27 protein-coding genes are annotated in these 26,986 nt (G+C 67.6%); 13 read left to right on the forward strand and 14 right to left on the reverse strand.

The genetic code is table 11. The annotated features are described in order from the left end of the window. Positions 1-43: 43 nt before the first annotated feature. From ACAM51_RS01590 to ACAM51_RS01600, 3 genes are read right to left on the reverse strand one after another with little or no spacing between them, the layout of a single operon-like run. Complete coding sequence (locus ACAM51_RS01590; protein ID WP_369642535.1) at positions 44-616, reverse strand: hypothetical protein; 573 nt, start codon at positions 614-616, stop codon at positions 44-46. Next, positions 616-1,050 (reverse strand): DNA polymerase III subunit chi, encoded by a 435-nt coding sequence (locus tag ACAM51_RS01595; RefSeq protein WP_218294880.1) that lies wholly within the window; start codon positions 1,048-1,050, stop codon positions 616-618. The genes ACAM51_RS01590 and ACAM51_RS01595 overlap by 1 nt, the downstream gene beginning before the upstream one ends. 7 nt (positions 1,051-1,057) lie before the next feature. Next, complete coding sequence (locus ACAM51_RS01600; RefSeq protein ID WP_369642536.1) at positions 1,058-2,587, reverse strand: leucyl aminopeptidase; 1,530 nt, start codon at positions 2,585-2,587, stop codon at positions 1,058-1,060. Between the two features lie 73 nt (positions 2,588-2,660). Between ACAM51_RS01600 and lptF the strand changes: the two genes are divergently transcribed. From lptF to ACAM51_RS01630, 6 genes are all read left to right on the forward strand, one after another. Beyond that, the gene (gene lptF / locus ACAM51_RS01605; protein WP_218294878.1) at positions 2,661-3,764 is read left to right on the forward strand and encodes an LPS export ABC transporter permease LptF; all 1,104 of its coding nucleotides are present in this window, start codon (positions 2,661-2,663) and stop codon (positions 3,762-3,764) included. Continuing rightward, a complete protein-coding gene (lptG, locus tag ACAM51_RS01610) occupies positions 3,761-4,867 on the forward strand; it encodes an LPS export ABC transporter permease LptG (protein ID WP_218294877.1) in 1,107 nt (368 codons plus the stop codon). Before lptF ends, lptG begins: the two co-directional genes overlap by 4 nt. A 33-nt stretch (positions 4,868-4,900) precedes the next feature. Further along, the gene (locus ACAM51_RS01615; protein WP_369642537.1) at positions 4,901-5,284 is read left to right on the forward strand and encodes a sirohydrochlorin chelatase; all 384 of its coding nucleotides are present in this window, start codon (positions 4,901-4,903) and stop codon (positions 5,282-5,284) included. A 43-nt stretch (positions 5,285-5,327) separates the two neighbouring features. Continuing rightward, positions 5,328-6,269: a CysB family HTH-type transcriptional regulator gene (locus tag ACAM51_RS01620; protein ID WP_218338495.1), complete on the forward strand. Its 942-nt coding sequence runs from the start codon at positions 5,328-5,330 to the stop codon at positions 6,267-6,269. Positions 6,270-6,339: 70 nt separating this feature from the next. Next, positions 6,340-7,512: a pyridoxal phosphate-dependent aminotransferase gene (locus tag ACAM51_RS01625; protein ID WP_369642538.1), complete on the forward strand. Its 1,173-nt coding sequence runs from the start codon at positions 6,340-6,342 to the stop codon at positions 7,510-7,512. Between the two features lie 10 nt (positions 7,513-7,522). Continuing rightward, positions 7,523-7,939 (forward strand): hypothetical protein, encoded by a 417-nt coding sequence (locus ACAM51_RS01630; RefSeq protein ID WP_369642539.1) that lies wholly within the window; start codon positions 7,523-7,525, stop codon positions 7,937-7,939. A 117-nt stretch (positions 7,940-8,056) separates the two neighbouring features. On the opposite strand, the gene ACAM51_RS01635 is transcribed toward ACAM51_RS01630, so the two are convergent. The 4 genes from ACAM51_RS01635 to ACAM51_RS01650 all read right to left on the reverse strand — a co-directional run bounded on the left by ACAM51_RS01635 (position 8,057) and on the right by ACAM51_RS01650 (position 12,211). Then, the gene (locus tag ACAM51_RS01635) at positions 8,057-8,971 is read right to left on the reverse strand and encodes a DMT family transporter (protein ID WP_369642540.1); all 915 of its coding nucleotides are present in this window, start codon (positions 8,969-8,971) and stop codon (positions 8,057-8,059) included. Positions 8,972-9,065: 94 nt separating this feature from the next. Next, on the reverse strand, positions 9,066-10,019 hold the full coding sequence (locus tag ACAM51_RS01640) for a LysR family transcriptional regulator (protein ID WP_369642541.1): 954 nt from the start codon (positions 10,017-10,019) through the stop codon (positions 9,066-9,068). Between the two features lie 86 nt (positions 10,020-10,105). After that, positions 10,106-11,080 (reverse strand): quinone oxidoreductase, encoded by a 975-nt coding sequence (locus tag ACAM51_RS01645; RefSeq protein WP_369642542.1) that lies wholly within the window; start codon positions 11,078-11,080, stop codon positions 10,106-10,108. 177 nt (positions 11,081-11,257) lie between these two features. After that, positions 11,258-12,211, reverse strand: coding sequence for a YafY family protein (locus ACAM51_RS01650; protein ID WP_218294871.1), 954 nt, complete (start codon positions 12,209-12,211; stop codon positions 11,258-11,260). Positions 12,212-12,305: 94 nt separating this feature from the next. Here ACAM51_RS01650 and ACAM51_RS01655 point away from each other — a divergent pair, with 94 nt between their 5' ends. After that, the gene (locus tag ACAM51_RS01655; RefSeq protein ID WP_218294870.1) at positions 12,306-12,914 is read left to right on the forward strand and encodes a glutathione S-transferase family protein; all 609 of its coding nucleotides are present in this window, start codon (positions 12,306-12,308) and stop codon (positions 12,912-12,914) included. Between the two features lie 26 nt (positions 12,915-12,940). Here ACAM51_RS01655 and rng read toward each other — a convergent pair whose 3' ends face one another. The 7 genes from rng to ACAM51_RS01690 form a co-directional block, all read right to left on the reverse strand. Next, on the reverse strand, positions 12,941-14,428 hold the full coding sequence (gene rng / locus ACAM51_RS01660; RefSeq protein ID WP_369642543.1) for a ribonuclease G: 1,488 nt from the start codon (positions 14,426-14,428) through the stop codon (positions 12,941-12,943). Positions 14,429-14,572: 144 nt separating this feature from the next. Beyond that, the gene (locus ACAM51_RS01665; RefSeq protein ID WP_369642544.1) at positions 14,573-15,187 is read right to left on the reverse strand and encodes a nucleoside triphosphate pyrophosphatase; all 615 of its coding nucleotides are present in this window, start codon (positions 15,185-15,187) and stop codon (positions 14,573-14,575) included. 97 nt (positions 15,188-15,284) lie between these two features. Next, a complete protein-coding gene (gene rlmH, locus ACAM51_RS01670) occupies positions 15,285-15,752 on the reverse strand; it encodes a 23S rRNA (pseudouridine(1915)-N(3))-methyltransferase RlmH (RefSeq protein ID WP_005798500.1) in 468 nt (155 codons plus the stop codon). A gap of 74 nt (positions 15,753-15,826) precedes the next feature. After that, entirely contained in the window at positions 15,827-16,708 is an 882-nt protein-coding gene (rsfS, locus tag ACAM51_RS01675; protein ID WP_369642545.1) for a ribosome silencing factor, read from the reverse strand. 205 nt (positions 16,709-16,913) lie between these two features. Then, positions 16,914-17,882, reverse strand: coding sequence for an oxygen-dependent coproporphyrinogen oxidase (gene hemF, locus ACAM51_RS01680; RefSeq protein WP_218338490.1), 969 nt, complete (start codon positions 17,880-17,882; stop codon positions 16,914-16,916). Between the two features lie 139 nt (positions 17,883-18,021). After that, the gene (gene purD / locus ACAM51_RS01685) at positions 18,022-19,299 is read right to left on the reverse strand and encodes a phosphoribosylamine--glycine ligase (protein WP_369642546.1); all 1,278 of its coding nucleotides are present in this window, start codon (positions 19,297-19,299) and stop codon (positions 18,022-18,024) included. A gap of 115 nt (positions 19,300-19,414) precedes the next feature. Beyond that, positions 19,415-20,134, reverse strand: a complete 720-nt coding sequence (locus ACAM51_RS01690) for a YebC/PmpR family DNA-binding transcriptional regulator (RefSeq protein WP_218294864.1) — start codon at positions 20,132-20,134, stop codon at positions 19,415-19,417. 80 nt (positions 20,135-20,214) lie between these two features. Here ACAM51_RS01690 and ACAM51_RS01695 point away from each other — a divergent pair, with 80 nt between their 5' ends. From ACAM51_RS01695 to ACAM51_RS01720, 6 genes are all read left to right on the forward strand, one after another. After that, positions 20,215-21,738 (forward strand): helicase HerA-like C-terminal domain-containing protein, encoded by a 1,524-nt coding sequence (locus tag ACAM51_RS01695; protein ID WP_218294863.1) that lies wholly within the window; start codon positions 20,215-20,217, stop codon positions 21,736-21,738. 192 nt (positions 21,739-21,930) lie between these two features. Next, positions 21,931-22,737 (forward strand): hypothetical protein, encoded by an 807-nt coding sequence (locus ACAM51_RS01700; protein ID WP_369642547.1) that lies wholly within the window; start codon positions 21,931-21,933, stop codon positions 22,735-22,737. A 151-nt stretch (positions 22,738-22,888) separates the two neighbouring features. Beyond that, entirely contained in the window at positions 22,889-23,734 is an 846-nt protein-coding gene (locus ACAM51_RS01705; protein WP_369642548.1) for an enoyl-CoA hydratase-related protein, read from the forward strand. A 163-nt stretch (positions 23,735-23,897) separates the two neighbouring features. Continuing rightward, complete coding sequence (locus ACAM51_RS01710) at positions 23,898-24,890, forward strand: threo-3-hydroxy-L-aspartate ammonia-lyase (RefSeq protein WP_218294860.1); 993 nt, start codon at positions 23,898-23,900, stop codon at positions 24,888-24,890. A 169-nt stretch (positions 24,891-25,059) separates the two neighbouring features. Further along, complete coding sequence (upp, locus tag ACAM51_RS01715; RefSeq protein ID WP_218294859.1) at positions 25,060-25,689, forward strand: uracil phosphoribosyltransferase; 630 nt, start codon at positions 25,060-25,062, stop codon at positions 25,687-25,689. Between the two features lie 207 nt (positions 25,690-25,896). Next, complete coding sequence (locus ACAM51_RS01720; protein ID WP_218294858.1) at positions 25,897-26,907, forward strand: BMP family protein; 1,011 nt, start codon at positions 25,897-25,899, stop codon at positions 26,905-26,907. Positions 26,908-26,986 lie beyond the last annotated feature (79 nt).

Below are 26,986 nucleotides of genomic sequence, written 5' to 3' on the forward strand. Positions count from 1 at the left end.
GGAACACGATTAAAAGCGAGAGAAACCACAGGGGAATACCCTGTCATCCCTTTGGCACCGAGGGCGTCCCGCTGGCCAGCTCATCCGCCACCGCCTCGTACACAGCGTGCCGGACCACCGATTCAATCTCTTCGCGCAGCCGTGGCAGCACCGATCGTGTCTGCTCCTGCACCACCGTGGCGATCGCTTCGCGCAAACGTTGATCCAGCACAACGTCCACGCGCTGCATGACCCTGTGCACCATATATTCCTCCATGCCCTCCGGCAATGGTCGGGTCAGCGCAACCGGACTCACGGCCCCCACGGACACGGGCGGCGCCACGGTGCCCGCTGCCGGAGCATTGCGGGCCGGCGCGGGAACGATGCCCGGCGGGGCGGCGGGCCTTGGCGGGACCACGGCGGGCCGATGGGCACCGGACACGAAGGAACCCTGCGGCTGCGCCGCCTGGTGCACGGCGTTCGCCACCGGCCGCGTCTCGGGCAGCATGGAGGGATGCATGACCGTGGTGCGCGATGGTGCAGCGGCCGCGGCCTGCGATGGGGCGGAATCCGGCGCCCGCACCACTTCGGTGAGGGTGGGGACAAAGCGCGGAGGCGTCTTGGGGGGCAGCGCCATCAGCCGGCTTTCAGCACCAGGTCGTGGCGGGTGATCTCATACCCGCGCGAGGCATAGTGGCGCCAGCGCGACCTCGCCTCGCCGCGATCGGCCTCATCCTGCGCGCTCACCACCTCGACCAGGCGATCAAACCGGCCAAACCCTTCCGGCACTTCGGCGTGCAGGTTCAACAGCACCTCGTGGTGCGCGGCGGAACGCGCGTCGGCCGTCAGCAGCACGGGCGATGCATGGACCAGTTCTTCGTCGGCACCGCCCAGGCAATGGGCCACAAAATCCTGCGGCGCCAGCACCCAGAGCATGCGGTCCAGCACCGCCAGCGTCTCGGCCGGTGCTGCAATCACCAGCCGTGCACCGCTGCGCTGCACCTTGCGCGCAAAGCGGCATGCATAGGCCAGCTTGTCCGGCGCATTGAAGTGAAACGCGACCTCGGTCATGGCGAGATCAGCCGAGCTTGGCGCGCGGTGCCTTCACCGTCGCCGGCCTGGGGGAGGCCGCGCGCGCGGCCGAAGAGGCCTTGGAGGCGGGCTTGGTGTTGGCCGCCTGCCCCAGAAGGTAATGCACCAGCAGCCCGACCGGCCGCCCCGTGGCCCCCTTGGCGGCCCCACCCTTCCAGGCCGTCCCCGCGATATCCAGATGGGCCCAGGGCAGGTCACCCACATATTTCTGCAGGAACTTGGCCGCGGTGATGGAACCGCCCGCGCGGCCCGCCACGTTCCCCATGTCCGCGAAATTGCTTTTGAGGCCATCCGCGTAATCGTCGTCCAGCGGCATGCGCCAGCAGGGGTCCTGCGCGGACTCCCCGGCCTCCTGCAGCGCGGCTGCGAGGGAATCGTTGTTGGCAAACAGCCCGCTGCGCACGCCACCCAGCGCAATCACGCACGCGCCGGTCAACGTGGCGATGTCCACCACGGCGGCGGGCTTGAAGCGGGACGCATAGGTGAGCGCATCACAGAGCACCAGCCGGCCTTCGGCGTCGGTGTTGAGGATCTCGATGGTCTGGCCGCTCATGCTCGTGACCACGTCGCCGGGCTTGACAGCACGGCCGTCGGGCATGTTCTCGCAGGCGGGGATCAGCCCCACCACGTTGATGGCGGGTTGCAGCTCGCCCAGCGCGCGGAACGTTCCCAGCACGCTGGCGGCGCCGCACATGTCGAACTTCATCTCGTCCATCTCCGGCGCGGGCTTGATCGAGATGCCCCCCGTGTCGAACGTGATGCCCTTGCCCACCAGCACGACAGGCGCCTGGTCCTTGGCCGCGCCGCTGTAGCGCAGCTCGATGAACCGCAAAGGCTCCTCGGACCCCCTCGCCACGGCGAGGAAGGCGCCCATTCCCAGGCGGGCCACCTCGGCCGGGCCATGGACCTTGCACTGGATGCGGGGCAGCTTGGCCAGTGTCTTGGCCGCATCGGCGAGCAGGCTGGGCGTGGCGTGGTTGGCGGGGCGGTTGCCCCATTCCCGCGCGAACTCGACCCCGGCGACCAGTGCCACGCCGGCATCGAAATCCTCGCGCACCTCGGGGACGCTGTGCACACCCACCACGCAACGGTTCAGGCTGCGCGCCTCCACCTTTGTCTTGGTGGTCGTATAGACGTAGCTCGCTTCGGCCACGGCCTGCACGGCGGCACTGACGGCCGCTGGCTGCGCAGCACCCGCAAAACAGAGCGCCACCCGCTTGGTCTGCGGCGCCTTGATGGCCGATCCCACCGCCTGCAGGGCCTGGCGCGTGGCGCGGGCCGCGCCGTCGCCCTGCCCGACCAGCACCACCCGGCGGGCCGCAACGGCAGGCACCTGGTACAGCTGCAGGTGCTTGCCTGCCTTGGTGGACAGATCTCCGTTCTTGAGCGCCAGCGCCGCCAGGGCAGACAGCGCATCCTTGCCGGGCTTGAAGCCCTCGGGAAGCAGGACGACCAGCAGGTCGCATTTTTCCGAAGCTGCCGCAGCAAGGTCAAGGGTCTTGAGATCAAAGTTCATAATCGGTGTTTTCCTTTTGAGCGTGCTATGCACTTTGACATGCACGCAAAAGTGCATAGCGCGCTCCTCGCCAATGTTATTCGATTCATCCATCCGCAAGGAGCTGGCGCGCAGCTTCGGTGCGACCCTCGTGGTGCTGGTGACCGTGGTCATGACCATGATGCTCATCCGCACCCTGGGCCAGGCATCGCGGGGCAGCGTGAGCCCTTCCGATGTCATGCTGGTCATGGGGTTCACGGTGCTGGGCCAGTTGCCCACCATCCTGAGCCTGAGCCTCTTCATCGCCGTGGTCGGGACGCTGTCGCGCATGTACCGAGACAGTGAAATGGTCATCTGGTTCGCCAGCGGCCGCGGCCTGGTCAGCCTGCTGCGGCCCTTGCTGCGTTTTGCCTGGCCGGTGATGGTCATCATCGCCGTGCTGTCGCTGCTGGTCTGGCCCTGGGCCAATTCCCAGATCCAGGAACTCAAGACGCGCTATGAACAGCGCAGCGACATCGACCGCATCGCACCCGGCGAGTTCCAGGAATCCTCCAATGGCAGCCGGGTGTTCTTCATCGACAAGGACAGCCCGGATACCCAGGCCGGCAACAACATCTTCATCGCCGCCACCGACGGTGCCCGCGAATCCGTCACCTCCGCGCGCAGCGCCCGGCTGGAGACACGGGGCGGCGAGCGCATGGCCGTGCTGAGCGAGGGCCAGCGGCTGGAGACCTCACGCGACAAACCCGGCGTGAAAATCAGCGAGTTCGTCGAATACGGCACCCGCATTGGCTCCGCGCCCGCGGGCTCGGCCGAAGAGCTCTCCGTCAAGACCCGCGCCACGCACGAGCTGCTCATGCAGCCCCTGCCCGCCTACAGGGCCGAGCTGGGCTGGCGCCTGGGGCTGGCGCTGGCGGCGCTCAACTTCGTGGTGCTGGGGCTGGCCGTGGCCAGCGTCAACCCGCGCGCCGCGCGCAGCACCAGCCTGGTGTTCGCGCTCTTTGCCTTCATCGTGTACTACAACCTCATGACGCTGGGGCAAAGCTGGGTGGGCGCGGGCCGGCTCGGCCTGGTGAGCTTCATGGTGCTGCTGCACGGCGGCATGCTGCTCATGTCGCTGCTGGTACTGGCCGCGCGCCACAACCACTGGACGCTGCGGCGGCTTTGGCAGCCCACGCCGCCAGGGAGCCCCGCATGAAAACCATCCGCCGCCTGATCCACCGCGAAGCCCTGTTCGCGGTCGCTTTCGTCACCGCCGGGTTTCTGGCGCTGTTCTTCTTCTTTGACCTGGTGGACGAACTGCGCTGGGTGGGCCGCACCGGCGCCGAGGGTTACCAGCTCTCGCACGCGTTCCTGTTCGTGGTGCTGAGCATTCCCAGCCACCTGTACGAGCTGCTGCCCATCACGGTGCTCATCGGCACCATCTTCGTGATGGCGCGGCTCGCCCAAAGCTCCGAGTTCACCATCATGCGCACGAGCGGCATGGGCCCTTGGCGTGCCTTGCGCACGCTGGTGGCGCTGGGCGGCTTCTTCGTGCTTCTGACCTTCGCCGTGGGCGACTACATTGCGCCGCTGACCGACCGCGCCGCCCAGCTGGTCAAGGTGCGGTACCTCGGGCGCCTGACCACGGGCGCCACCGGCGCCTGGCTCAAGGAGCGCCAGGACGACCACTCCTATGCGGTGAACGTGCGCGCGCTCACGACCAACGGCGGCATGCTGGACGTGCGCATCTTCGAGTTCGATGCCAAGGGCCGGCTGGCATCGCAGACACGGGCGGCGGCGGGACAGTTTGGGCCGGACGGCGCGTGGAATCTGGAGAAGGTGCAGCGCAGCCGCTTCGAGCAGCGCGGCGGCGACGAAGCGCGCGTGGAGCACCTCGATGCCCCCACCCTGCAATGGCCCACCCGCATCAGCGCCGACATGGTGGCCGCCTCGCTGCTCAAACCCGACCGCATGGCCACCATCGACCTGTTCCAGTACATCCGCCACCTCGACGCCAACGGCCAGTCCGCCCAGCGCTACGAGATCGAGTTCTGGCGCAAGGTGTTCTATCCCCTCAGCTGCCTGGTGATGGTGGTGCTGGCCCTGCCTTTTGCCTACCTGCACTTCCGCTCGGGCGGCATCGCGGGCTATGTGTTTGGCGGCGTCATGGCCGGCATCAGCTTCTTCCTGCTGAACAACGTGTTTGGCTATGCGGGCAACCTGCAGAACTGGTCGCCGTGGCTCACGGCGGCCGCGCCCGGGCTGATCTACTCCGTGCTTTCGCTCGCGGCCTTTGGATGGCTGGTGCTCCGGCGCTAGCCCCGGCTGTCACCCTGCCCCGATCTGCAACCCATGAACCACCGCGCCATCGTCCTGTTCTCCCACGGCTCGCGCGACCCCCTGTGGCGCGCCCCCATGGAAGCCGTGGCCGCCCGCATCGGCGGGCAGCACCCGGACCGCCCTGTGGCCTGCGCGTACCTGGAGCTGTGCACCCCCACGCTGGCACAGGCCACGGACCAGCTCGTCGCGCAGGGAGCGGCCCATGTCACTGTCGTGCCCATGTTCCTTGGCACGGGCAAGCATGCGCGGAACGACCTGCCGCTGCTGGTGGAGGAGTTGCGAGCGGCCCATCCCGCCGTGCGGTTCCATGTGCAGCCCGCCATTGGCGAAGACCCGCGGATGACGGCTTTGATGGCAGAAATTGCCTGTGAGGTGCCTTCCGCTGAAATCCCTTAGATAGCTGCAGCATAATGATGCAACTCTTTAGGCGATATCAGATATGAATCTGCACCAATTCCGCTTCGTTCAAGAGGCTGCGCGCCGCAATCTCAACCTGACCGAAGCGGCCAAGGCCCTGCACACCTCCCAGCCGGGCGTGTCCAAGGCCATCATCGAGCTCGAAGAAGAACTGGGAGTGGACATCTTCGCGCGCCATGGCAAGCGCCTCAAGCGCATCACCGAACCCGGCCAGCACGTGCTCAAGAGCATCGAGGTCATCATGCGGGAGGTGGGCAACCTCAAGCGCATCGGCGAGCAGTTCAGCGCCCAGGACAGCGGCACCCTCAGCATCGCCACCACCCACACCCAGGCCCGCTACGTGCTGCCCGTGCCCGTGGCGCGCCTGCGCGAGGCCTATCCCAAGGTCAACATCAGCCTGCACCAGGCCACACCGCACGAAGTGGCGCGCATGGTGATCGATGAAGTGGCCGAGATCGGCATGGCCACCGAATCCCTGGCCGACTACCCCGAACTCGTCACCCTGCCCTGCTATGAATGGCAGCATGTGCTGGTGGTGCCCAACGACCACCCGCTGGCGCAGAAGGAGCGCATCGGGCTGGACGACCTGGCCCACGAGGCGCTGATCACCTACCACCCCTCCTTCACCGGCCGCGGCAAGATCGACCATGCCTTTGCCGCACGCAAGCTTCAGCCCCGCATCGTGCTCGAGGCCATCGATTCTGACGTGATCAAGACCTACGTGCGCCTGGGCCTGGGCATCGGCATCGTGGCCGAAATGGCCATGCGCGACGACCCCGTGGGTGACCTTGCCGTGCGTCCCGTGGGGCACCTGTTCGGCCAGAGCGTGGCGCGGGTGGCCTTCAAGCGGGGTGCGTACCTGCGCAACTTCGTCTACAAGTTCGCCGAACTGCTCAGCGACCGGCTGAGCCGCGAGCTCATCGCCCGCGCGATGACCGGCCACGTCAACGACTACGAACTCTGACACCGGCACCCGCCCGATTGCCCATTCCACCGCCCCATTGCTTCCCAGCCTGACCTTCCGCCACAGCGCCATGACTGAGACCACCGACACCGCCCGCACACCCGCCTTCCCCAGCAAGCTGCCCCAGGTGGGTACCACCATCTTCACCGTGATGTCGGCCCTGGCGGCCGAGCACGGCGCGGTCAACCTGGGCCAGGGGTTTCCCGACTTCGAATGCGCCCCGGAGCTGGTGAATGCCGTGACGCGGGCCATGCAGGCCGGCCACAACCAGTACCCGCCCATGCCCGGCATCCCGGCCCTGCGCGAGGCGGTCGCCAGCAAGATCGCGGCGCTGCACGGCCGCCGGTACAGCCCGGGCACCGAGATCACCATCACGGCCGGCGCCACGCAGGCCATCATCACCGCCATCCTGGCCATCGTGCACCCGGGCGATGAAGTCATCGTGCTCGACCCCTGCTACGACAGCTACGTGCCCAACATCGAACTGGCGGGCGGCAAGGCGGTGCGCGTGCCGCTCACGCCGGGCACCTTCCGCCCCGACTTCGGCAAGATCGGTGCGGCCATCACGGCGCGCACGCGCGCCATCCTCATCAACAGCCCGCACAACCCCAGCGCCACCATCTGGACGGCCCAGGAGATGCGCCAGCTGGAAGACCTGCTCGCGCCCACCGACATCCTGCTCATCAGCGACGAGGTGTACGAGCACATGGTGTTCGACGGCGCCGAGCACGAAAGCGCCGCGCGCTTTCCGGGCCTGGCGGCGCGCGCGTTCATCGTGTCGAGCTTTGGCAAGACCTTCCACGTCACCGGCTGGAAGGTCGGCACCGTGGCGGCCCCTGCAGCGCTGACGGCCGAATTCCGCAAGGTGCACCAGTTCAACGTGTTCACCGTGAACACGCCCATGCAGCACGGCCTGGCCGCCTACCTGCAAGACCCGGCGCCCTACCTGCAACTGCCCGCGTTCTACCAGGCCAAGCGCGACCTGTTCCGCCAGGGCCTGGCCGACTCGCGCCTGAAGCTGCTGCCCAGCACCGGCAGCTATTTCCAGTGCGTGGACATCTCTGCCGTGAGCGACTTGAACGAATCGGACTTTTGCCAGTGGCTCACCCGCGAAGTGGGCGTGGCGGCGATTCCGCTGTCGGCGTTCTACGGCGACGGATTCGACCAGCGCGTGGTGCGGTTCTGCTTCGCCAAGAAGGACGAGACGCTGCGCGCCGCGCTGGAGCGGCTGCGCAAGCTGTGATGCACTGGCCGTGGCTGCACTGAATTTTTCGGCCCCGCGCATCGTGGCGCCGACGCCGACCAACAAGCTGTTGCCGTTTGAAAAGGCGCTGCTTGATGCCACGGCTGCCACGCTGCCCGCCGCCGATGCCCGCCTGCTGGCGCAGCAGGTGCTCTGCATCAACAACATCCGCCGCGTGTCGGACTGGAAGCAGATCGAGCTCTACAGCAAACGCTGGCTCTGGCACCGGTGGCCCGCGGGCGTGCTGTTTGCCCGCAAGGAGAAGTTTCGCCTGGCCACCGTGTCGTGCCGGTTCGGCGTCAAAGACGCGCACGTCGAGGTCTGGGCGGTGGATGGCCATGTGTCTGCGCTCAGCGCCTCCACCGGCCTGAGCGGCCTGTCCATCGCCGGGCCGCTGAGCATCCTGGCGGTAGATCCGGGCAGTTAAAAAACCCCTTATCTTCGATAAAAAAGGGCTGTACCGCGCTCCCATCGGGCGCTACCAGCTACTAAATAGATAGCAAACACCTGCGCAACCCCGCAGGTGCCCCTACCTCCGCCCCCATCACCGGCCGGTCTGCCTTGCCATCCACACCCCGGTAGCCGCCAGCGCCATGCCGGCCAGGGCCCAGCCGCTGAGCGTCTCGCCAAACACCGCCCAGGCCACCAACGCGGTCATGGGCGGGGTCAGGTAGAACAGGCTGGCCACGTTCACCGCGCCGCCGCGGCGGATCAGCAGATTCAGCAAACTGACGGCGCCCAGGGACAGCACCAGCACCAGCCAGCCCAGCGCAAAGAGAAACTCGCCGCTCCACTGCACGGCCATGGTTTCCGTCGCGTACGCCAGCACCGCCATGGCCACCACGCACGGCAGGTACTGGATGACCGAGCCGGTGCGCAAATCGAACGCCGGGCAAAAGCGCTTTTGGTACAGCGTGCCGGCCGTGATGCCCAGCAGCGCCACCACCGCTGGCAGCAGCATGCCCACCAGCGCGCCGCCAGGCACCGTGGCCACCTTGCCGGCCACCACCAGCGCCACGCCGGTAAACCCCAGGGCCAGGCCCGCCCACTGCGCGGGCCGCACCTTCTCGCCCAGCAGGGCACCCGCCACCAGCGCCGTCAACAGCGGCTGCAGCCCCACCACCAGCGCCGTGATGCCCGACGGCAGCCCGTGGCCGATGGCGATGAACACCCCGCCCAGGTACACCCCGTGCACCAGCAGGCCCGACACGCCGATGTGCAGCCACGCCCTGCCCGACGGCGGCCACGGAGCCCGCACCAGCGTCACCACCGCCAGCATCAGCACGGCGACGATTGCGAAACGAATGGCCAGAAAGGTGAGCGGCTCCACATACGGCAGCCCCAGCTTGGCGCCGATGAAGCCGGTGCTCCACAGCGCGACGAAGAGCAAGGGCATGAACGCGTCGAGGGTGCCGGGTGTGGCGGGATGCTGCTGGGGCTGGGGCTTGGCCTGGGTCATGGAATATCAATGAAAGAAAAAGCACAGGGCGGCATCTGCGCCCGAGGGAAGAAGAAAAAGTCGATAACGCAACGCCGCAAAGCAGCACGGCCGTTCACCGCAGCGCGTCCACGGCAGCGTCCGCCTCAGCCAGGGCCTTGCCCGCCCGCGCCGCAAACCAGTCCACGACCCACGTGCGAAAGGCCGCCATCGCCGCCGTGCTGAACCGGGCCGAGGGCCGCACCAGGTAGATCCCCGCGTCGGCATTGAGCTGCCACTGCGGCAGCACCTGCACCAGTTGGCCCGATGCGATGCCGGGGTTGATCAACCAGTCGCCACCCGCCAGGATGCCCACGCCCAGCAGGGCAGCCGCAAGCAGCGCCTCATTGTCGTTGCTGACCATCGAGCCGCGCACCACCACGCTGTGGCTCGCGCCCGGCTGCGTGAGCTGCCATTCCGGGTACGACTGCAGGCCGGTGAAGCCCAGGCAGTTGTGCTGCGCCAGGTCTGCGGGCAGCTGCGGGGTGCCGTGCTTCGCCAGGTAGGCCGGTGCCGCCGCCATGATGCGGCGGTGGCTGCACAGCCGCGTGGCCACCAGCCGGCTGTCGGCCAGCTGGCCGATGCGGACCGCGGCGTCGAAGCGTTCGCCCACGATGTCCACCAGCCGGTCGGCGTACTCCAGCTCCAGCGTGACCTCTGGATGGGCCAGCGCAAACTCGGCCACCATCGGGCTGAGCAGGCGCCGCCCCATGGCGGCAGGCACCGATATGCGCAGCCGCCCGCGCACCTGCGCTGCACCTTCGGCCGCTTCCTTCTCGGCCTGCGAGATCAGGTCCGTCGCCTCGCGCACCTTCTCGACCAGGCGCTGGCCGGCGTCGGTCAGGTGCAGCTGTCGGGTGGTGCGCTCGACCAGCCTCACGCCCAGGCGGCGCTCCAGCGCGTTCAGGCGCTTGGACAGCACCGAGGGGTGGCGCTGCAGCGCGCGGCCCGCCGCCGCAAACGAACCCGCGTCGCTCAGAGCAAGAAGGGTGGCCAGTTCATCGGCGTGCTGGCTGTCGGGCAGGTCCATCGGGTGTCAAAGGCGCCATGGGGAGCAAAGGGTTAAGAACCTGTTCAAGATCTTTTCAGGGTCCCCGAAAAGATCTTGAACAGGTTCTAAGGAGCCAGGATGATCGCACCTTGCGAGCGCCCCTGCTCCAGGTCGGCGTGCGCGGTGCCCACATCGGCAAGCGCGTAGCGGCGCCAGATGCGCGGCGTGATGATGCCGTCGGCCACGGCCTGCAGCACGTCCTGGGCGCGCTCCTGGTACTCCGCCGCCGTGGCCGTGTGCGCGGCCAGCGAGGGGCGCGTGAGAAACAGCGAGCCCTTGGCATTGAGCGTGCCCACCGCGATGGGCGCCGGCACGCCCGAAGTGGCGCCAAAGGACACCAGCAGGCCGCGCGGGTGCAGGCTGTCGAGCGAGGCCTCCAGCGTGGCCCGCCCGATGGGGTCGTACACCACGTTGGCCCCGCTGCCGTGCGTGGCCTCGCGCACCTGGCCCGCCAGCGTGGCGGGGTCGAACACGAACACCGCGTCGCAGCCCGCCGCCCGGGCGCGCTCCACGCTCTCGGGCCGGGAGACCACGCCCATCACAAAGGCGCCCAGGTGACGGGCCCAGGCGCACATCAGCTGGCCCAGCGCGCCGCCCGCGCCATAGATGAGCACCTTCGAGCCCGGGGCCACGGAATATGTCGTCTTGAGCAGGTACTGCGCCGTGATGCCCTTGAAGAGCACCGCCGCCGCCTCGTCCAACCCCAGCGCATCGGGCAGCCTGACCAGCCGCTCGGCCGGGAACAGGCGCGCGCTGGCATAGGCCCCCAGCGGCCCGGTGGCGTAGCCCACGCGATCTCCCACCGCCACATTCAGCACCCCCGGCCCCACGGCCGCCACCTGCCCCGCGCCTTCCAGCCCCAGGCCGGACGGGAACGGGATGGGCACCGCGCCCTTGCGCTGGCTCACGTCCAGCGGGTTCACGCCGATGGCCGCCTGCGCGAGCCACACCTGGCCTGGGCCGGGCGCCTGGGGCTCCACCCCTTCCAGCCGCAGGGCATCGGGCCCTCCGGCTGCATCGATCCGCACGCGGTGGTGCATGGGTTTTTCCTTGTCGGTTGATTCCATGCACAGAGCGTAAATTGTGGTGCCGTATCCAGCAATCGAGGGGCATGCAGTTGACTCCTGCAACGGGTGCAGCAGTTGCCAGGAAGGGCCCGGCTCTGGTGGCCGGGGCGGGATCGGCCATCGATGCCTGCCACAGCCCCCCCCAAAGGCTCATGCCGTGCAGCGCAACGCCCGCTCGCCCGCTACCCGCAGCCGCTCCTTCAGCGATGCCGGCGCGAGCACCTCGAATTCGACATCGAGCGCCATCAGCCAGTAGACCAGGGAGTCATTGGCCGCGCACTCCAGCTGGCACCGCAGCCCCTTGCCCAGGGTGGAGACCACGCCCGCGGACTTGGGAATGCGGCGCGACATCACCGCATACGGCGCATGCAGCACGACGCGCGCCTGCTCGGCGTGGTGCGGCGCCGAGATGGAGCGCGCAACGTAGCCCTTCAGATCGCCGCCGTCAGGCGAGGCCCGGGGCGCGAAATGCGCGCCCACCTGGGGGTCGCCCACGATGCGGTCGATGCGGAAGGTGCGCCAGTCGGTGCGCACCCGGTCCCAGGCGACCAGGTACCAGCGCTCGCCGGTGTGCACCACGCCTTGCGGCTCCACCTGGCGCTGTGCGCTGCGGCCCTTGCCGTCCTCGTAGCTGAACTCGATGCGCAACTGGTCGCGGCAGGCGGACGCCAGCGTGGCCAGCAGCGATGCTTCCACCACCGGTCCGGTGCGGTCCAGCGGCAGGATGGCCGAACGCAGCGCGTCCACGCGTTTGCGCAGGCGCGCGGGCATGGCCTGCTCCAGCTTGACCAGCGCCCGGAGCGCGGGCTCCTCGATGCCGCCCACCGCGCCGGCCGTGGCGGTGCGCAGCGCGATCGACACGGCCAGGGCCTCGTCGTCGTCCAGCAGCAGGGGCGGCAGCGCCTGTCCGGCGCGAAAGGCATAGCCGCCGGCCACCCCGCTGCTGGCATGCACAGGGTAGCCCAGCTGGCGCAGGCGGTCGATGTCGCGCCGCAGGGTGCGCGGGTGCACCTCCAGGCGCTCGGCCAGTTCTGGCCCCATCCAGTGGTTGCGCGTCTGCAGCAGCGACAGCAGGCGCAAAAGGCGGGTCGATGACGTGAGCATGGTGCGACTGTACTTTTTATTGAGGACCGAAACTGTCCGCAATGGAGTCTACAGTGGCACCACCTTTTCTTCCACCACCACCAAGGAGTTTTCCATGTCCATCGTCCTCTACTGGCACCCCATGTCCAGCGCCAGCCCCATTGCCTGCGCCCTTGCCGAACTGGGCGTGCCCCACGAGCGCGTGAAGATCGACATCCGCACTGGCGAGCAGCGCCGCCCGGAGTACCTGGCCCTCAACCCCAACGGCAAGGTGCCCACCCTGACCGTGGACGGCGCCCCCATGTTCGAGGCGCTGGCCATCCACCTGTGGCTGGGCCACCGCTACGGCATCGAGCGGGGGCTGTGGCCCGCCGCGGGCACGCCAGAGGCGCTGCAGGCCCTGTCGTGGTGCGTCTGGGCGTATGTCACCTACGGCACGGTCCTGGTGCGCCTGCAGGTGGCCACGCAAGGCGACGAGGCCCTGCGCAGCCCCGCGCACGCCGAGGCCGCCACCCGGGGGCTGAACGAACTGCTGGCGCTGCTGGATGCACGGCTGGCCGCGCAGCCCTGGATGCTGGGCGCGGACTACTCGCTGGTGGACCTGGTGGTGGGCTCGGTCCTGGGCTACAGCGTGTACCTGGGTGCGCCCGTCAACGCACACCCCCACGTGCAGGCCTGGCTGGCGCGCGTGCAGGCGCGTCCGGCGATGCAGATCGAAAGCTGAGCTGGCGGCGAAAAAGGCGGCCAGGGCTAGAGCAGCACGATGTCGTACTGCTCCTGCCCCATCGCGCTTTCGGACTGCAGCGAGATCGGCTTCTTGATGAAGTCCGAGAGACCGGCCAGGTGCTGGCTTTCCTCGTCCAGGAACAGCTCCACCACCCGCGGCGAGGCCACCACGCGGAACTCGCGCGGGTTGAACTGGCGGGCTTCGCGCAGGATCTCGCGCAGGATGTCGTAGCACACGCTGCGCGCGGTCTTCACGCTGCCCTTGCCCTGGCAGGCCTCGCAGGGTTCGCATAGCATGTGGGCCAGCGATTCACGGGTGCGCTTGCGCGTCATCTCCACCAGGCCCAGCTGCGAGAAGCCGCCGGCCATGGTCTTCACGCGATCGCGGCCAAGCTGCTTTCGGAACTCCGCCAGCACGGCCTGCTGGTGGTCCTCGCGCACCATGTCGATGAAGTCCACGATGATGATGCCGCCCAGGTTGCGCAGGCGCAGCTGGCGCGCAATGGCCTGCGCGGCCTCCAGGTTGGTCTTGAAGATGGTGTCGTCGAAATTGCGCGCGCCCACGTAGCCACCGGTGTTCACGTCGACGGTGGTCAGCGCCTCGGTCTGGTCCACGATGAGGTAGCCGCCGGATTTCAGATCGACGCGCCGGCCCAGCGCCTTCGCCACTTCCTCGTCGATGGAGTACAGGTCGAAGATCGGGCGCTCGCCCTTGTAGTGCTGCAGCTTGCCGGCGGCGGCGGGCATGAACTCCACACCAAACGCCAGCAGCCGCTGGAACTGCTCCATCGAGTCGAGCCGGATGGTCTGCGTGTGGTCGCCCACCAGGTCGCGCAGCACGCGCTGCAGCAGGTCCAGGTCCTGGTGCAGCAGCGACATCGCGGGCAGCTTGAGCGATGCCTCCTTGATGCGCGCCCAGGTCTTGCGCAGGTAGGCGATGTCCTCCGCCAGCTCGGCGTCGGTCGAATCCTCTCCGTTGGTGCGCAGGATGAAGCCGCCGCCACCGCCCGTGGCCTTGTCGCCCACCAGCGCCTGCAGCCGCGCGCGCAGCGCATCGCGCTCCGCGCCGGGGATTTTTTGCGACACGCCCACATGGTCGTCCTGCGGCAGAAACACCAGCAGGCGCCCGGCCACGCTGATCTGCGTGGACAGGCGTGCGCCCTTGGTGCCGATCGGGTCCTTGATGACCTGCACCATCAGCGACTGGCCTTCGAACACCTGCTTTTCAATGGGTACCTGCGGCTCGTTCTTGCGGGCGAATGCCGGCGGCTCGCCATCGGGCTGGCGTTGCCACACATCGGCCACGTGCAAAAAGGCCGCGCGCTCCAGCCCGATGTCGATGAAGGCCGACTGCATGCCCGGCAGCACACGCGAGACCTTGCCCAGGTAGACGTTGCCCACCAGGCCGCGCTCCAGCGTGCGCTCGATGTGCAGCTCCTGCACGGCGCCATGCTCCACCACGGCCACGCGGGTTTCCTGGGGCGACCAGTTGATCAGGATGTCTTGTTGCATGGCTTCTTCTTTTCTGAAATCGGTCGCGTTCTTGCTGCTGTTGGAATCACCGAGGCGCTACGCCAGGGCCGCCGGGGAACTGGCTTTGCCAGGCCCCTGGCGGCGTCTCCCTGGGGGGAAGGCGCCGCAGGCGACTCAGGAGGGTCATATCTGAAACCCGGCGGCGCGCAGAAGTTGCGCTGTCTCGTACATCGGCAACCCCATGATGCCCGAATAGCTGCCAGCCAGGTGCTCCACATAGGCAGCAGCCCGGCCCTGAATACCGTAAGCCCCGGCCTTGCCCAGTGGCTCACCCGTGGCCACGTAGGCATCAATCTGCGCGGGCGTCATGGCGGCGAAGGTCACGCGCGACACCGACAGCGCAGAAAGGCGCCTGGGGCCCACCTGCAGCGCCACGGCGGTGAGCACGCGGTGCTCGTGCCCTGCCAGTTCGGCCAGCATGCGCGCAGCGTGTTGTGCGTCGTCGGGTTTTCCGTAAATCGCGCGGCCCAGGGCCACGGTGGTGTCGGAGCACAGGATGGGCGCATCCGGCAAACCCCGGCGCGCGCGCCGGGCCACGGCGGCATCCAGCTTGAGGCCGGTCACGCGCTCCACATAGGCCGTGGGCGCCTCGCCGGGCAGCACCGCCTCGATGGCCTCGGCGTCTTCGGGCTCGTCGCCGTCCACGTTGGGCAGCAGCAGTTCGTGGCGCACGCCCAGCTGTTCGAGCAGCTGGCGCCGGCGGGGGCTCTGGGAGGCAAGGTAGATGAAGTCGGGCATGAACGGATTTTGAGAAGAAAACCGGCTCTAGCGCTTATCCATCAAGCGCTAGCAGCTATAAAAAATATAGTATTTCGCCCGCACGCCGATCCAGCCCTCACTCGCGGTGGTAGGGGTGCCCGGCGTTCACCGACCAGGCGCGGTACAGCTGCTCGATGAGCAGCACGCGCACCATGGCGTGGGGCAAAGTCAGGTCCGAGAGGCGGATGCGCTCGTGCGCGCCCTGGCGAAACGCCGGATCGAGCCCGTCCGGGCCGCCGATGACCAGTGCCACGTCGTCGCCACCCAGCTGCCAGCCCTTGAGCCGTTCGGCCAGGGCCTTGGTGGTGAGGCTGGTGCCGCGCTCGTCCAGCGCCACCACGCGCGTGCCGCGCGGGATGGCCGCCTCGATGCGCTCGCGCTCGGCGGCGTACAGCGTCTCCAGGGTCTTGGAGCCGCGCGGTTCGGTCTTGACGGCCTTGAGTTCGACCTTGAGTTCGGGCGGAAAGCGTTTGGCGTAGTCGTCGTAAGCCGTTTGCGCCCAGTCAGGCACCCGCTGCCCGACCGCCACGATAAGCAGCTTCATGTGATGTGCACCTGGGGTTCAGAGGGGGGCGCCGTGCGCAGGCGTAGCGGCCAGCACACAGCCCCGCCCACGCATCAGCCCTTGCGGGCTGGAGCCTTCTTGGCCGCAGGCTTGGCCGCTGCGGCGGCGCCAGCGGTCCTGGACGCCGGCTTAGCCGCCGCGCGCGCAGGCGCCTTGCCCACGGGGGCCGATGATTTCTTGGCTGCGGGCTTTTTCGCGCCGCCTGGCTTCACGACCACGGTCTTGACGGGGGTCTTGGGCGCTGCGGGCTTCCTGGCGGCTGCCGTGCCGGCAACCTTGCCCGCGGTCTTGCTGGCGGTTTTGGCGGCGGGCTTGCCAACGTGGGTCTTCGCAGCCGGCTTGGCGGCAGCAGACTTGGCCGGCGCAGCCGCGGCAGTCTTGGCGGCGGTCCTGGCCACGGCCTTCACCGTGGCCTTGCCGGAACGGGCCGCCACGGTGGGCGCCGCCGTCTTTTTTGCAGGCGCCTTGCCAGCGGCCTTGGCGTCGGATTTCGCCGCCTTCTGGGCCGACTTCTTCTCGGCCAGCTCGGTGGCCGCGCTGGAGACCGGCTTGGCCGCGCCGAGCTTCAGGCGCACGGGCGTGTCGCCCCACAGCTCTTCCAGGCGGTAGTACTGGCGGATGGCGGGCTGCATGATGTGCGCCACGGCGGCGCCGCAGTCCACGATGATCCATTCGCCGTTGTCTTCGCCTTCGATACGCGGCTTGGTAAAGCCCGCTTCTTTCACCGCGTCGCGCACGCTGGCGGCCAGGGCCTTGGTCTGGCGGTTGGAGGTGCCCGATGCCACGATCACCCGTTCAAACAGCGGCGAGAGATGCTCGGTGTTGAAGACCTGGATGTCTTGCGCCTTGACGTCCTCCAGGCCATCGACGATGGCGCGCTGGAGTTTGGTGACGTCTTTCTTGGCGGCGGTTTCCGATTTGGTGGAGGTGGTCATCAGGCGGTGAATAGAGAGGGAATGGAATCAATATAGCGTGCAACGCAGCGCACAGCCAGCGGGCTGAGCCTTGGGTGTTGCGCTGGTGTTGTGCTTTGGCGCTGCAGCAGTTTGAGGTGTTTTTGGCCTCTTGCGCTGGTGTGAAAAGCGCGGGCAGCTATTGAAATTATAGCTTTTGCGGTGTTCACACCCTTGGACCCGGCTTTCAGGCGGTGGGGGCGGCACCTTCGGCAAGCCAGTCGCGGCGCACCAGGAACCTCTGCAACAGCGCCGCCTCGGCCGAATCGGCGGCATCGGAGCGCTGGTACGACCACGACACCAGCGGCGGCATGGACAACAAAATGGACTCGGTGCGCCCCCCCGACTGCAGGCCAAAGTGGGTGCCCCGGTCCCACACCAGGTTGAACTCCACATAGCGGCCCCGGCGGTAGAGCTGGAAGTCGCGCTCGCGCTCGCCAAACGGCAGGTTCTGGCGCTTCTCCACGATGGGCAGGTAGGCCTTGAGGAAGGCGTCGCCCACCGACTGCGTCATGGCCAGGCTCTGGTCAAAGCCCAGCTCCGAGAAGTCGTCATAGAACACCCCGCCCACGCCACGCTGCTCGCCGCGGTGCTTGAGGTAGAAGTATTCGTCGCACCACTGCTTGAAGCGTGGGTACTTGTCGTCGCCAAAGGCGCTGAGCGCATCGCGGCAGGTGCGGTGAAAGTGCACCGCGTCTTCCTCGAAGCCGTAGTACGGCGTGAGGTCCATGCCACCGCCAAACCAGCAGGTCGGCGCCTGCCCCGGATGGCCCGCCGCGATCATGCGCACATTCATGTGCACGGTGGGCACATAGGGGTTGCGCGGGTGGAAGACCAGCGACACGCCCATGGCCTCGAACGGCGCACCGGCCAGCTCGGGCCGGTGCTGCGTGGCCGAGGGTGGCAGCTGCGGGCCGCGCACATGGCTGAAGCCACAGCCCGCGCGTTCGAACACCCGGCCGCCCTCCAGGATCTTGGTGATGCCGTCGCCCTGCAGCGGCTCGCCGGGCGGCTTGCTCCAGGCATCGGCCAGAAAGCGTGCACCGCCCTCTCCTTCCACGGCCTCGAGCGCATCGGTGATGCGCGCCTGCAGGCCCTGCAAGTAGCTGCGTACGGTCGCCACGGTCGTGGCCGGATTCAATCCAGGTTGTTGCATTTCAGTTGTCCATTGCCATCGGCGCCATGCGCTGCCGGTAAAACTGGCGCGGCCCAGGCCAGGGACGCCCAGCAAGGGCCGCCTCCGCGAGGGCGTCATCCCCTGCGGGGGAAGGCGCCGCAGGCGACTCAGGAGGGGGCTATTTCACCGCGCGGAAACCAATGTCGCGGCGGTACTGCGCGCCATCGAACTGGATGCCACGCGCCACGTCGTAGGCACGCTGCTGCGCCTGCTTGACGCTGTCGGCCAGCACCGTCACGCACAGCACCCGGCCACCGGTCACGCTGACCACGCCGTCTTTCAGCTGCGTGCCCGCATGGAACACCATGGCATCGTCGGCCTCGGCGGGCAGGCCGGTGATGGGGTCGCCCTTGCGCGGGTTCTCCGGGTAGCCGTGGGCTGCCATGACCACGCCCAGCGCGGTGCGGCGGTCCCATTGCAGCTCCATCTGGTCGAGCTTGCCATCGGCCGCGGCGGCCATCACATCGCTGAAATCGCTCTTGAGGCGCATCAGGATGGGCTGGGTCTCGGGATCGCCCATGCGGCAGTTGAATTCGAGCGTCTTGGGGTGGCCCTTGGCGTCGATCATCAGCCCGGCATACAGAAAACCGGTGTAGGGAATGCCGTCCTTTTCCATGCCCCGGATGGTGGGCAGGATGATCTCGCGCATGGCGCGGGCGTGCACGTCGGCCGTGACCACGGGCGCGGGCGAGTAGGCTCCCATGCCGCCGGTGTTGGGGCCTTCGTCCCCGTCTTTGAGGCGCTTGTGGTCCTGGCTGGTGGCCAGCGCCAGCACGTTCTTGCCATCGCACAGCACGATGAAACTGGCTTCCTCGCCTTCGAGGAATTCCTCGATCACCACGCGCGCGCCACCTTCGTTGTGCGTCACGCCGTATTTGTTGTCCACCAGCATGAAGTCCACGGCATCGTGGGCCTCCTGCAGCGTCATGGCCACGACCACGCCCTTGCCAGCCGCGAGGCCGTCGGCCTTGATGACGATGGGGGCACCCAGGCGGTCCACGAAGGCGTGGGCGGCGGCCGGGTCGGTGAAGGTGTCGTAGTCGGCCGTGGGAATGCCATGGCGGCGCATGAAGGCCTTGGAGAAGGCCTTGGAGCTTTCGAGCTGCGCAGCGGCCTTGGTGGGGCCGAAGATGCGCAGGCCGTTGGCACGGAACTCATCGACCACGCCGGCGGCCAGCGGCGCCTCGGGGCCCACCACCGTCAGCGCGATCTTCTCGGCCTGCGCCCACACGCGCAGCTCGCGCACGTCGGAGATGGCCACGTTGTCGAGCTTGGGGTTCAGCGCGGTGCCGCCGTTGCCGGGCGCCACATACACCTTGGTCACCTTGGGGGACTGGCTCAGTTTCCACGCCATCGCGTGTTCACGGCCGCCGCCACCAATCACAAGTACTTTCATAGGAGCCTTTGGTGAACCCGGCCCGCAGCACCGGGCTGCGTGGCGGGGTTCGGGGAAATATCAGTCGGAAAACAGGTCAGCGCAAGAAAAAATCGGCGATCCAGCGGCGCCGAGGTCAGAGCGCGGCGTTGTGGTAGACCTCTTGCGTATCGTCCAGGTCTTCCAGCACGTCCAGCAGCTTTTGCATCCTGGCGGCGTCGTCGCCGGTCAGTTCAATGGTGTTCTCGGGCCGCATGGTCACGCCCGCCACCTCGGCAGTGAGGCCCGCCGCCTCCAGCGCGTTCTTCACGGCCTCGAAGTCGGCCGGGGCGGTCAGCACCTCCACGGCGCCATCGTCGTCGGTCACCACGTCTTCGGCGCCCGCCTCCAGCGCCACTTCCATCACCTTGTCCTCGCTGGTGCCAGGGGCAAAGATCAGCTGGCCGCAGTGTTTGAATTGGAACACCACCGAGCCTTCAGTCCCCATGTTGCCACCGTGTTTGCTGAACGCGTGTCGCACTTCGGCCACGGTGCGCACCCGGTTGTCGGTCATGGTGTCGATCATGATGGCCGCGCCGCCAATGCCATAGCCTTCGTAGCGGATTTCCTCGTAGGTCAGGCCTTCGGCGTTGCCCGTGGCCTTGTCGATGTTGTATTTGATGCGGTCGGCGGGCATGTTGGCCGCCTTGGCCTTGTCCACCGCCAGACGCAGGCGGGGGTTGGCAGACAGGTCGCCGCCGCCCGAGCGGGCAGCCACGGTGATTTCGCGAATGATGCGGGTCCAGATCTTGCCGCGTTTTTCATCCTGCCGCCCCTTGCGGTGCTGGATATTCGCCCATTTGCTGTGTCCTGCCACGAGAGATCCTTTTGTATTGATTTAATCTACTGAGCGCGATTTTACTTTTTGCCGAACCTGTACCCCCGAGGAAACCCCAAATGGCCGAACCCCTGCTGATTGCCAAGCACGACACCATCGAATGCCACCTGCTTCCAGGGCTGGCCAACCGCCACGGGCTCATCACCGGCGCCACCGGCACGGGCAAGACAGTGACCTTGCAGACCCTGGCCGAGAACTTCTCGCGCATCGGCGTGCCGGTGTTCATGGCCGATGTGAAGGGCGACCTCACGGGCGCCAGCCAGCCCGGCAAGATCGGCGACAAGCTGGCCGCCGTGCTCAAGGAGCGCGGCCTTCCCCTGCCCGCCCCCCTGGCCTGCCCCACCACGCTGTGGGACGTGTTTGGCGAACAGGGCCACCCTGTGCGCGCCACCGTGTCCGACATGGGCCCGCTGCTGCTGGGCCGCATGCTCAACCTCAATGAAACCCAGCTGGGCGTGCTCAACCTGGTGTTCAAGATCGCCGACGACAACGGCATGCTGCTGCTGGACCTCAAGGACCTGCGCGCCATGCTGCAATACGTCGGCGACAACGCCAAGGAGTTCACCACCGAATACGGCAACGTGAGCGCCGCCAGCGTGGGCGCCATCCAGCGCGGGCTGCTGCAGATCGAGCAGCAGGGCGGCAGCGAGTTCTTCGGCGAGCCCATGCTCAACATCCAGGACTTCATGCAGACGGTGGACGGCCACGGCGTGGTCAACATCCTGGCGGCCGACAAGCTCATGAATTCGCCGCGGCTGTATGCCACCTTCCTCTTGTGGATGCTGTCGGAACTGTTCGAGCAACTGCCCGAGATCGGCGACCCCGAGCAGCCCAAGCTGGTGTTCTTCTTCGACGAGGCTCACCTCCTGTTCAACGAGGCGCCCAAGGTGCTCATCGAGCGCATCGAACTCGTGGTGCGCCTGGTGCGCTCCAAGGGCGTGGGCGTGTATTTCGTCACCCAGAACCCGCTCGACATCCCGGACAGCGTGCTGGCCCAGCTGGGCAACCGCGTGCAGCATGCGCTGCGCGCCTTCACCCCCCGCGACCAGAAGGCCGTGAAGGCCACGGCCACCACCATGCGGCAAAAGCCGGGCCTCGACATCGAGACCGCCATCACCGAACTGGCCGTGGGCGAGGCGCTGGTGAGCTTTCTCGATGCCAAGGGCCGCCCGAGCATCACCGAACGGGTGTTCGTGCTGCCGCCCGGCAGCCAGCTCGGTCCCATCACGCCGCAGCAGCGCCAGATGCTGGTGGCCAACTCGCTGGTCGCGGGCGTGTATGAAAAGGTGGTGGACCGCGAGTCGGCCTACGAAAAACTCAAGGGCCGCGCGGCCGAAGCCAGCGCCCAGGCGCCAGCCAATGGCAGCAAAGGCACGCCCGCCAACACGGAAGACAGCGGCGGCGGCCTGATGGGCGGGCTCAACGACGTGCTGTTTGGCACCACCGGCCCGCGCGGTGGCAAACGCGACGGCCTGGCCCAGACCATGGCCAAGTCGGCCGTGCGCACCATGGGCACCTCGCTGGGCAAGGAGATCCTGCGCGGGGTGCTGGGCAGCATCTTCGGCGGCAGCAAGCGCCGTTGACCACGGGCGGGGCGCAGATTCCCGCCCCTGCCCTGCGTCCCCGGCGCGGCACTGTCACCGCGGCTGCAGCAGGGTGGTGATGGTACGGCGGGCACACCAGCCGTGCCCCACTGGCGACACCACCCGAAGTGTCATCAATCGGTCACAAAACCGCCGTGAAATCGCCACACAACAACAAAAAAAGGAGGGACGATGAAACGCATCGACAACATGCTGCTGTGGTGGGCAAGCAAGGTCGTGCCGCTGGCGATTGCCGTGTGGGTGGTTGCCATCGCCGGGCTCCTGGGCGGCGCCTGGCGCCTGCGCTGGCCCTGGCTCCTGTATTTCCTTGCCACGGTCATCATCACGGCCCTGGCGATCCAGTGGACCCGCGCGGTGCGCCAGCGCACCATCCGCGAAGCCCCCCTGCCCCGCTTTCTGCAGCGCAAGCTGCGCGAAACCTACCCCCACCTGAGCACGCGCGACTGCGAGCTGGTGGAGCGGGGCCTGCGCCAGTTCTTCATGGCCTGCCTGCGCGGCAACAAGCAGTTCGTGGCCATGCCCTCCAGGGCGGTCGACGTGCTGTGGCATGAGTTCATCCTGCACACCCAGGCCTACAAGCACTGGTGCCACCATGCGCTGGGCTTCTTCCTGCACCACACGCCCGCCGAGGCGCTGGGCGCGAAGGCCCGGCACAACGACGGCCTGCGCCGCTGCTGGTACTGGGTGTGCAAGGAGGAATCCATCGACCCCAAGGCCCCCAGCCGCCTGCCCCTGCTGTTCGCGCTGGATGCCAAGTTCGCCATCCCGGGCGGCTTTGCCTACGTGCCTGACTGCTCCGACATCGCCCGCAAGAGCGATGCCGGCGGCAGCGGCGGCGACAGCTACTGCGGCACCAGCTTCTCGGACGGCGGCTACAGCGGCAGCTCGGGAGACTTCGGCGGCGCCGACAGCTCGGATGGAGGCGGGAGCGACGGCGCAGGGGATGGCGGCGGCTGCGGCGGCGGGGGCGGCGATTGACGGGCCATGCCACGGCCGTCTGCCACCCTCGCGCAAATGCTCCTTATTTGATAGCTATTGGCGCTTGATAGATAAGGGCTTGAAGCCAGAATCATCCAAAGTCACCCAGGCGACGACACTGCCGGGGCCAGCGGGTCTACAGTGGCATCCCATGAACAAGACCCTCACCTGCTTCAGCCTCGGCATCTCCCAGCATGTCGCCCACCTGGTGATGAACCGGCCCGAGGCCATGAACACCATGCACCCTACGTTCTGGCGCGAGCTGGACGAGGTGCTGGCCCACCTGCAACAGGCGGGCGAGGCGCGCGCGCTGGTCATCAGCAGCACGGGCAAGCATTTCAGCGCGGGCATGGCGCTGGAGACCTTCGGCGGCGCCATCACCATGGACGACCAGAGCCCCGAAGGCCGCGCCGCCATCTTCGACCTGCTCACCGACATGCAGGCCACCTTCACCCGCATCGAGAACCTGCGCATTCCCGTGATCATGGCCATCCACGGCGGCTGCATCGGCGGCGCGGTGGACATGGTGACGGCGGCCTGCGTGCGCTACGCCACGGCGGATGCGTTCTTCTGCATCCAGGAAATCAACATCGGCATGGTGGCCGACGTGGGCACGCTGCAGCGCCTGCCCAAGCTCATCCCGCTGGGCGTGGTGAAAGAACTGGCCTACACCGGCCGCCGCCTGGGCGCCGCCAGGGCCCTGGGCCACGGGCTGGTCAACGAGGTGTTCGACACGCAGGAGGCCATGCTGGCCGCCGCCCTGCAATGCGCCCAGGAAATCGCCTCCAAGCCCCCCGTCGCCATCTGGGGCACCAAGCAGGCCGTGAACTACGCGCGCGACCACAGCGTGGAAGACAGCCTGCGCCAGATGGGCTGGCTGCAGGGCGCCATCTGGAGCAACCAGCATGTGCGCGAGTCGGTCACGGCCATGAAGCAAAAGCGCGCGGGCGACTTCCCGGCCCTGGCGCCGCTGGTACGGTTCAGCGAACTGGGCTGAGAGCGCCGCGCCGCGAGACCGGCGCGAAAAATCAAAATTGATAGCTGCCCGCGCTGACAGGACAACCGGCAGAGGCCTTTTCGGCGCGCGGCGATCGCGTCTGGGGCTATCATGTGGCGAACACGGGCAACCCCTTGCCCGCCCCTGCCCCGAGGACGCCGCCATGACATTGCCCAGTCTGACCCCGCCCACCTACGACGACGTGGCCGCCGCCGCGCACCGGCTCAAGGGCATCGCGCACCGCACGCCGGTGCTGCGCTCCACCACCGCCGACGAAATGCTGGGCGCCCAGCTCTTCTTCAAATGCGAGAACCTGCAGCGCACGGGCGCGTTCAAGTTCCGCGGCGCCTTCAACACGCTCGCCCAGTTCACCGACGAGCAGCGCGAACGCGGCGTGCTGGCTTTCTCGGCCGGCAACCATGCGCAGGCGATCGCGCTGTCGGCCCGCCTGCTGGACATGCCCGTCGCCATCGTCATGCCCGAAGACGCGCCCGCCTCCAAGATGGCGGCCACGCGCGCCTATGGAGCCCAGGTCGTCACCTACGACCGCTACACCGAGGACCGCGAGGCCATCAGCCGCCGCCTGGCGCTGGAGCGAGGCATGACGCTGGTGCCTCCGTTCGACCATCCCCACGTCATCGCGGGCCAGGGCACCGCGGCGCTGGAGCTTTTTGAAGAAGTGCCCGACCTCGACTACCTGTTCGTGTGCGTGGGCGGCGGGGGCCTGCTGGCAGGCAGCCTGCTGGCCGCGGGCGCCCTGGCACCGCGCTGCCGCGTGATCGGCGTGGAGCCCGAAAACGGCAACGACGGCCAGCAGTCGCTGCGGGCGGGGCAGATCGTGCGCATCCCGACGCCGCACACCATCGCCGATGGCGCGCAGACCCAGGCGCTGGGCGAGCTCACCTTTCCCATCATCCGCGAGCGGGTGGAAGACATCCTGAGCGTGAGCGACGCCCAGCTCATGCAGTCCCTGCGCTTCTTCGCGGAGCGCATGAAGATCGTGGTGGAGCCCACGGGCGCCCTTGCCTATGCGGGCGCGCACGCGTTCTCGGGTGTCGATGACGGCGGCAAGCTGCTGCAGGGCGAACGGGTGGGCGTCATCATCAGCGGCGGCAATGTGGACCTGGCGCGCTATGCGCGGTTCCTGTCGGATTAGACTCACCCATGCGCCGCGCCGCCGCCGCCAGCCCCAGAGGGCGACGCCAGCGGCCCGCCACGGCCGGCCGCACGGCAGCCCGCAACCCTGACAGTGCCTGCCGCCAGCGCCTCTGTCAGGTAAAAATGCGGGCGCGCCTCTTTCCATCCCCCAAAACACAGGCCCAGCCATGAGCAACGTCACCGTCATCAACCACCCCCTCGTCCAGCACAAGCTCACGCTGATGCGCAAGAAGGACGCCAGCACCAACAGCTTTCGCCGCCTGCTGGGCGAGCTCAGCACGCTCATGGCGTACGAAGTCACGCGCGACATGCCCCTGCAGGACGTGCAGATCGAAACCCCGCTGGAGACCATGACCGGCCAGGTGATCGACGGCAAGAAGCTGGTACTGGTCTCCATCCTGCGCGCGGGCAACGGCTTCCTCGACGGCATGCTCAACGTGGTGCCCGGCGCCCGCGTGGGCCACATCGGGCTGTACCGCGACCCGGCCACGCTGCAGCCGGTGGAGTACTACTTCAAGATGCCGTCCGAAATGGACGAGCGCGACATCATCGTGGTGGACCCCATGCTGGCCACCGGCAACTCGGCCGCCGCCTGCGTGGACCGCCTGAAAAAACTCAATCCCCGCTCCATCAAGTTCGTGTGCCTGCTGGCCGCCCCCGAAGGCGTGGCCACGCTGCAAAAGGCCCACCCCGACGTGCCGATCTTCACCGCCGCCATCGACCGCGAACTGAACGACCACGGCTACATCCTGCCGGGGCTGGGGGATGCGGGGGACCGGATCTTCGGCACCAAGTAGGCGCACGGCACGCCATCGCGAACCAGCCACCGCGGGGCCAGGCCCTCCGGTGGTTTTTTTTGGCGCGTCATTTTTTTACCAACTGGTGGCTTTCCTCTGGCAGACTTGCCTCCGGCCTCGTGCCACCGGGCGGCTGCCCATTGGCGCGCTCCTTGCTTGGCTGCTGACACCCATTCCTCCTTGTTTGCCTGTCTGAAGGACTCCACCATGACCACTCGCCGCATCTTCACCGGACGCCTGCTCTGCACTTCCATGGCCCTTTCGGCCGCCATGGGCCTGGCACCCTCGCTGGCCCACGCGCAGTCCAAGCTCAAGGTCGCGGCGATCTACACGGTGCCCTACGAGCAGCAGTGGGTGAGCCGCATCCACAAGGCCCTGAAGGCCGCCGAAGCGCGCGGCGAGATCGAATACAAGGCCAGCGAGAACGTCTCCAACGCCGACTACGAGCGCGTGATGCGCGAGTACGCCACCGGCGGCAACCAGCTCATCGTGGGCGAGGCCTTCGCGGTGGAGACCGCCGCCCGCAAGGTGGCCAAGGACTTCCCCAAGACCTCGTTCCTGCTGGGCTCCTCGGGCAAGCCGCAGGCGCCCAATTTCAGCGTGTTCGACAACTACATCCAGGAGCCCGCCTACCTGTCCGGCATGGTCGCGGGCGGCATGACCAAGACGAACAAGATCGGCATGGTCGGCGGCTTCCCCATTCCCGAGGTCAACCGCCTGATGCACGCCTTCATGGCCGGCGCGAAGGAGACCAACCCCAAGGTCGAGTTCACCATCACCTTCATCAACAGCTGGTTCGACCCGCCCAAGGCCAAGGAAGCCACCTTCGCCATGATCGACAAGGGCGCCGACGTGCTCTATGCCGAGCGCTTTGGCGTGTCCGACGCGGCCAAGGAAAAGGGCAAGCTCGCCATCGGCAACGTGATCAACACGCAGGACAAGTACCCCGACACCGTGGTCGCCTCCGCGCTGTGGCACATGGAGCCCAGCATCGAACGCGCCCTCAAGCTGGTCAAGGACGGCAAGTTCACAGCCGAGGACTACGGCCCCTACTCGATGATGAAGCACAAGGGCTCTGAATTGGCGCCGCTGGGCACGTTCGAGAAGAAGGTGCCCGCCGACATCGTGGCCAAGGTCAAGGCCAAGGAGGCCGACATCCTGGCCGGCAAGTTCAGCGTGAAGGTGGACGACAGCCAGCCCAAGTCCACGGCCAGGTAGGCACCCCGGCACGCGGGCGCCACCCGCCGCTGCCTGCGCGCGGGCGCACCGGCTGCGCTGTGGCCTGCGCCGCCGTGCG

This window comes from Acidovorax sp. A79, from assembly GCF_041154505.1.
Taxonomy (GTDB): Bacteria; Pseudomonadota; Gammaproteobacteria; order Burkholderiales; family Burkholderiaceae_C; genus Acidovorax.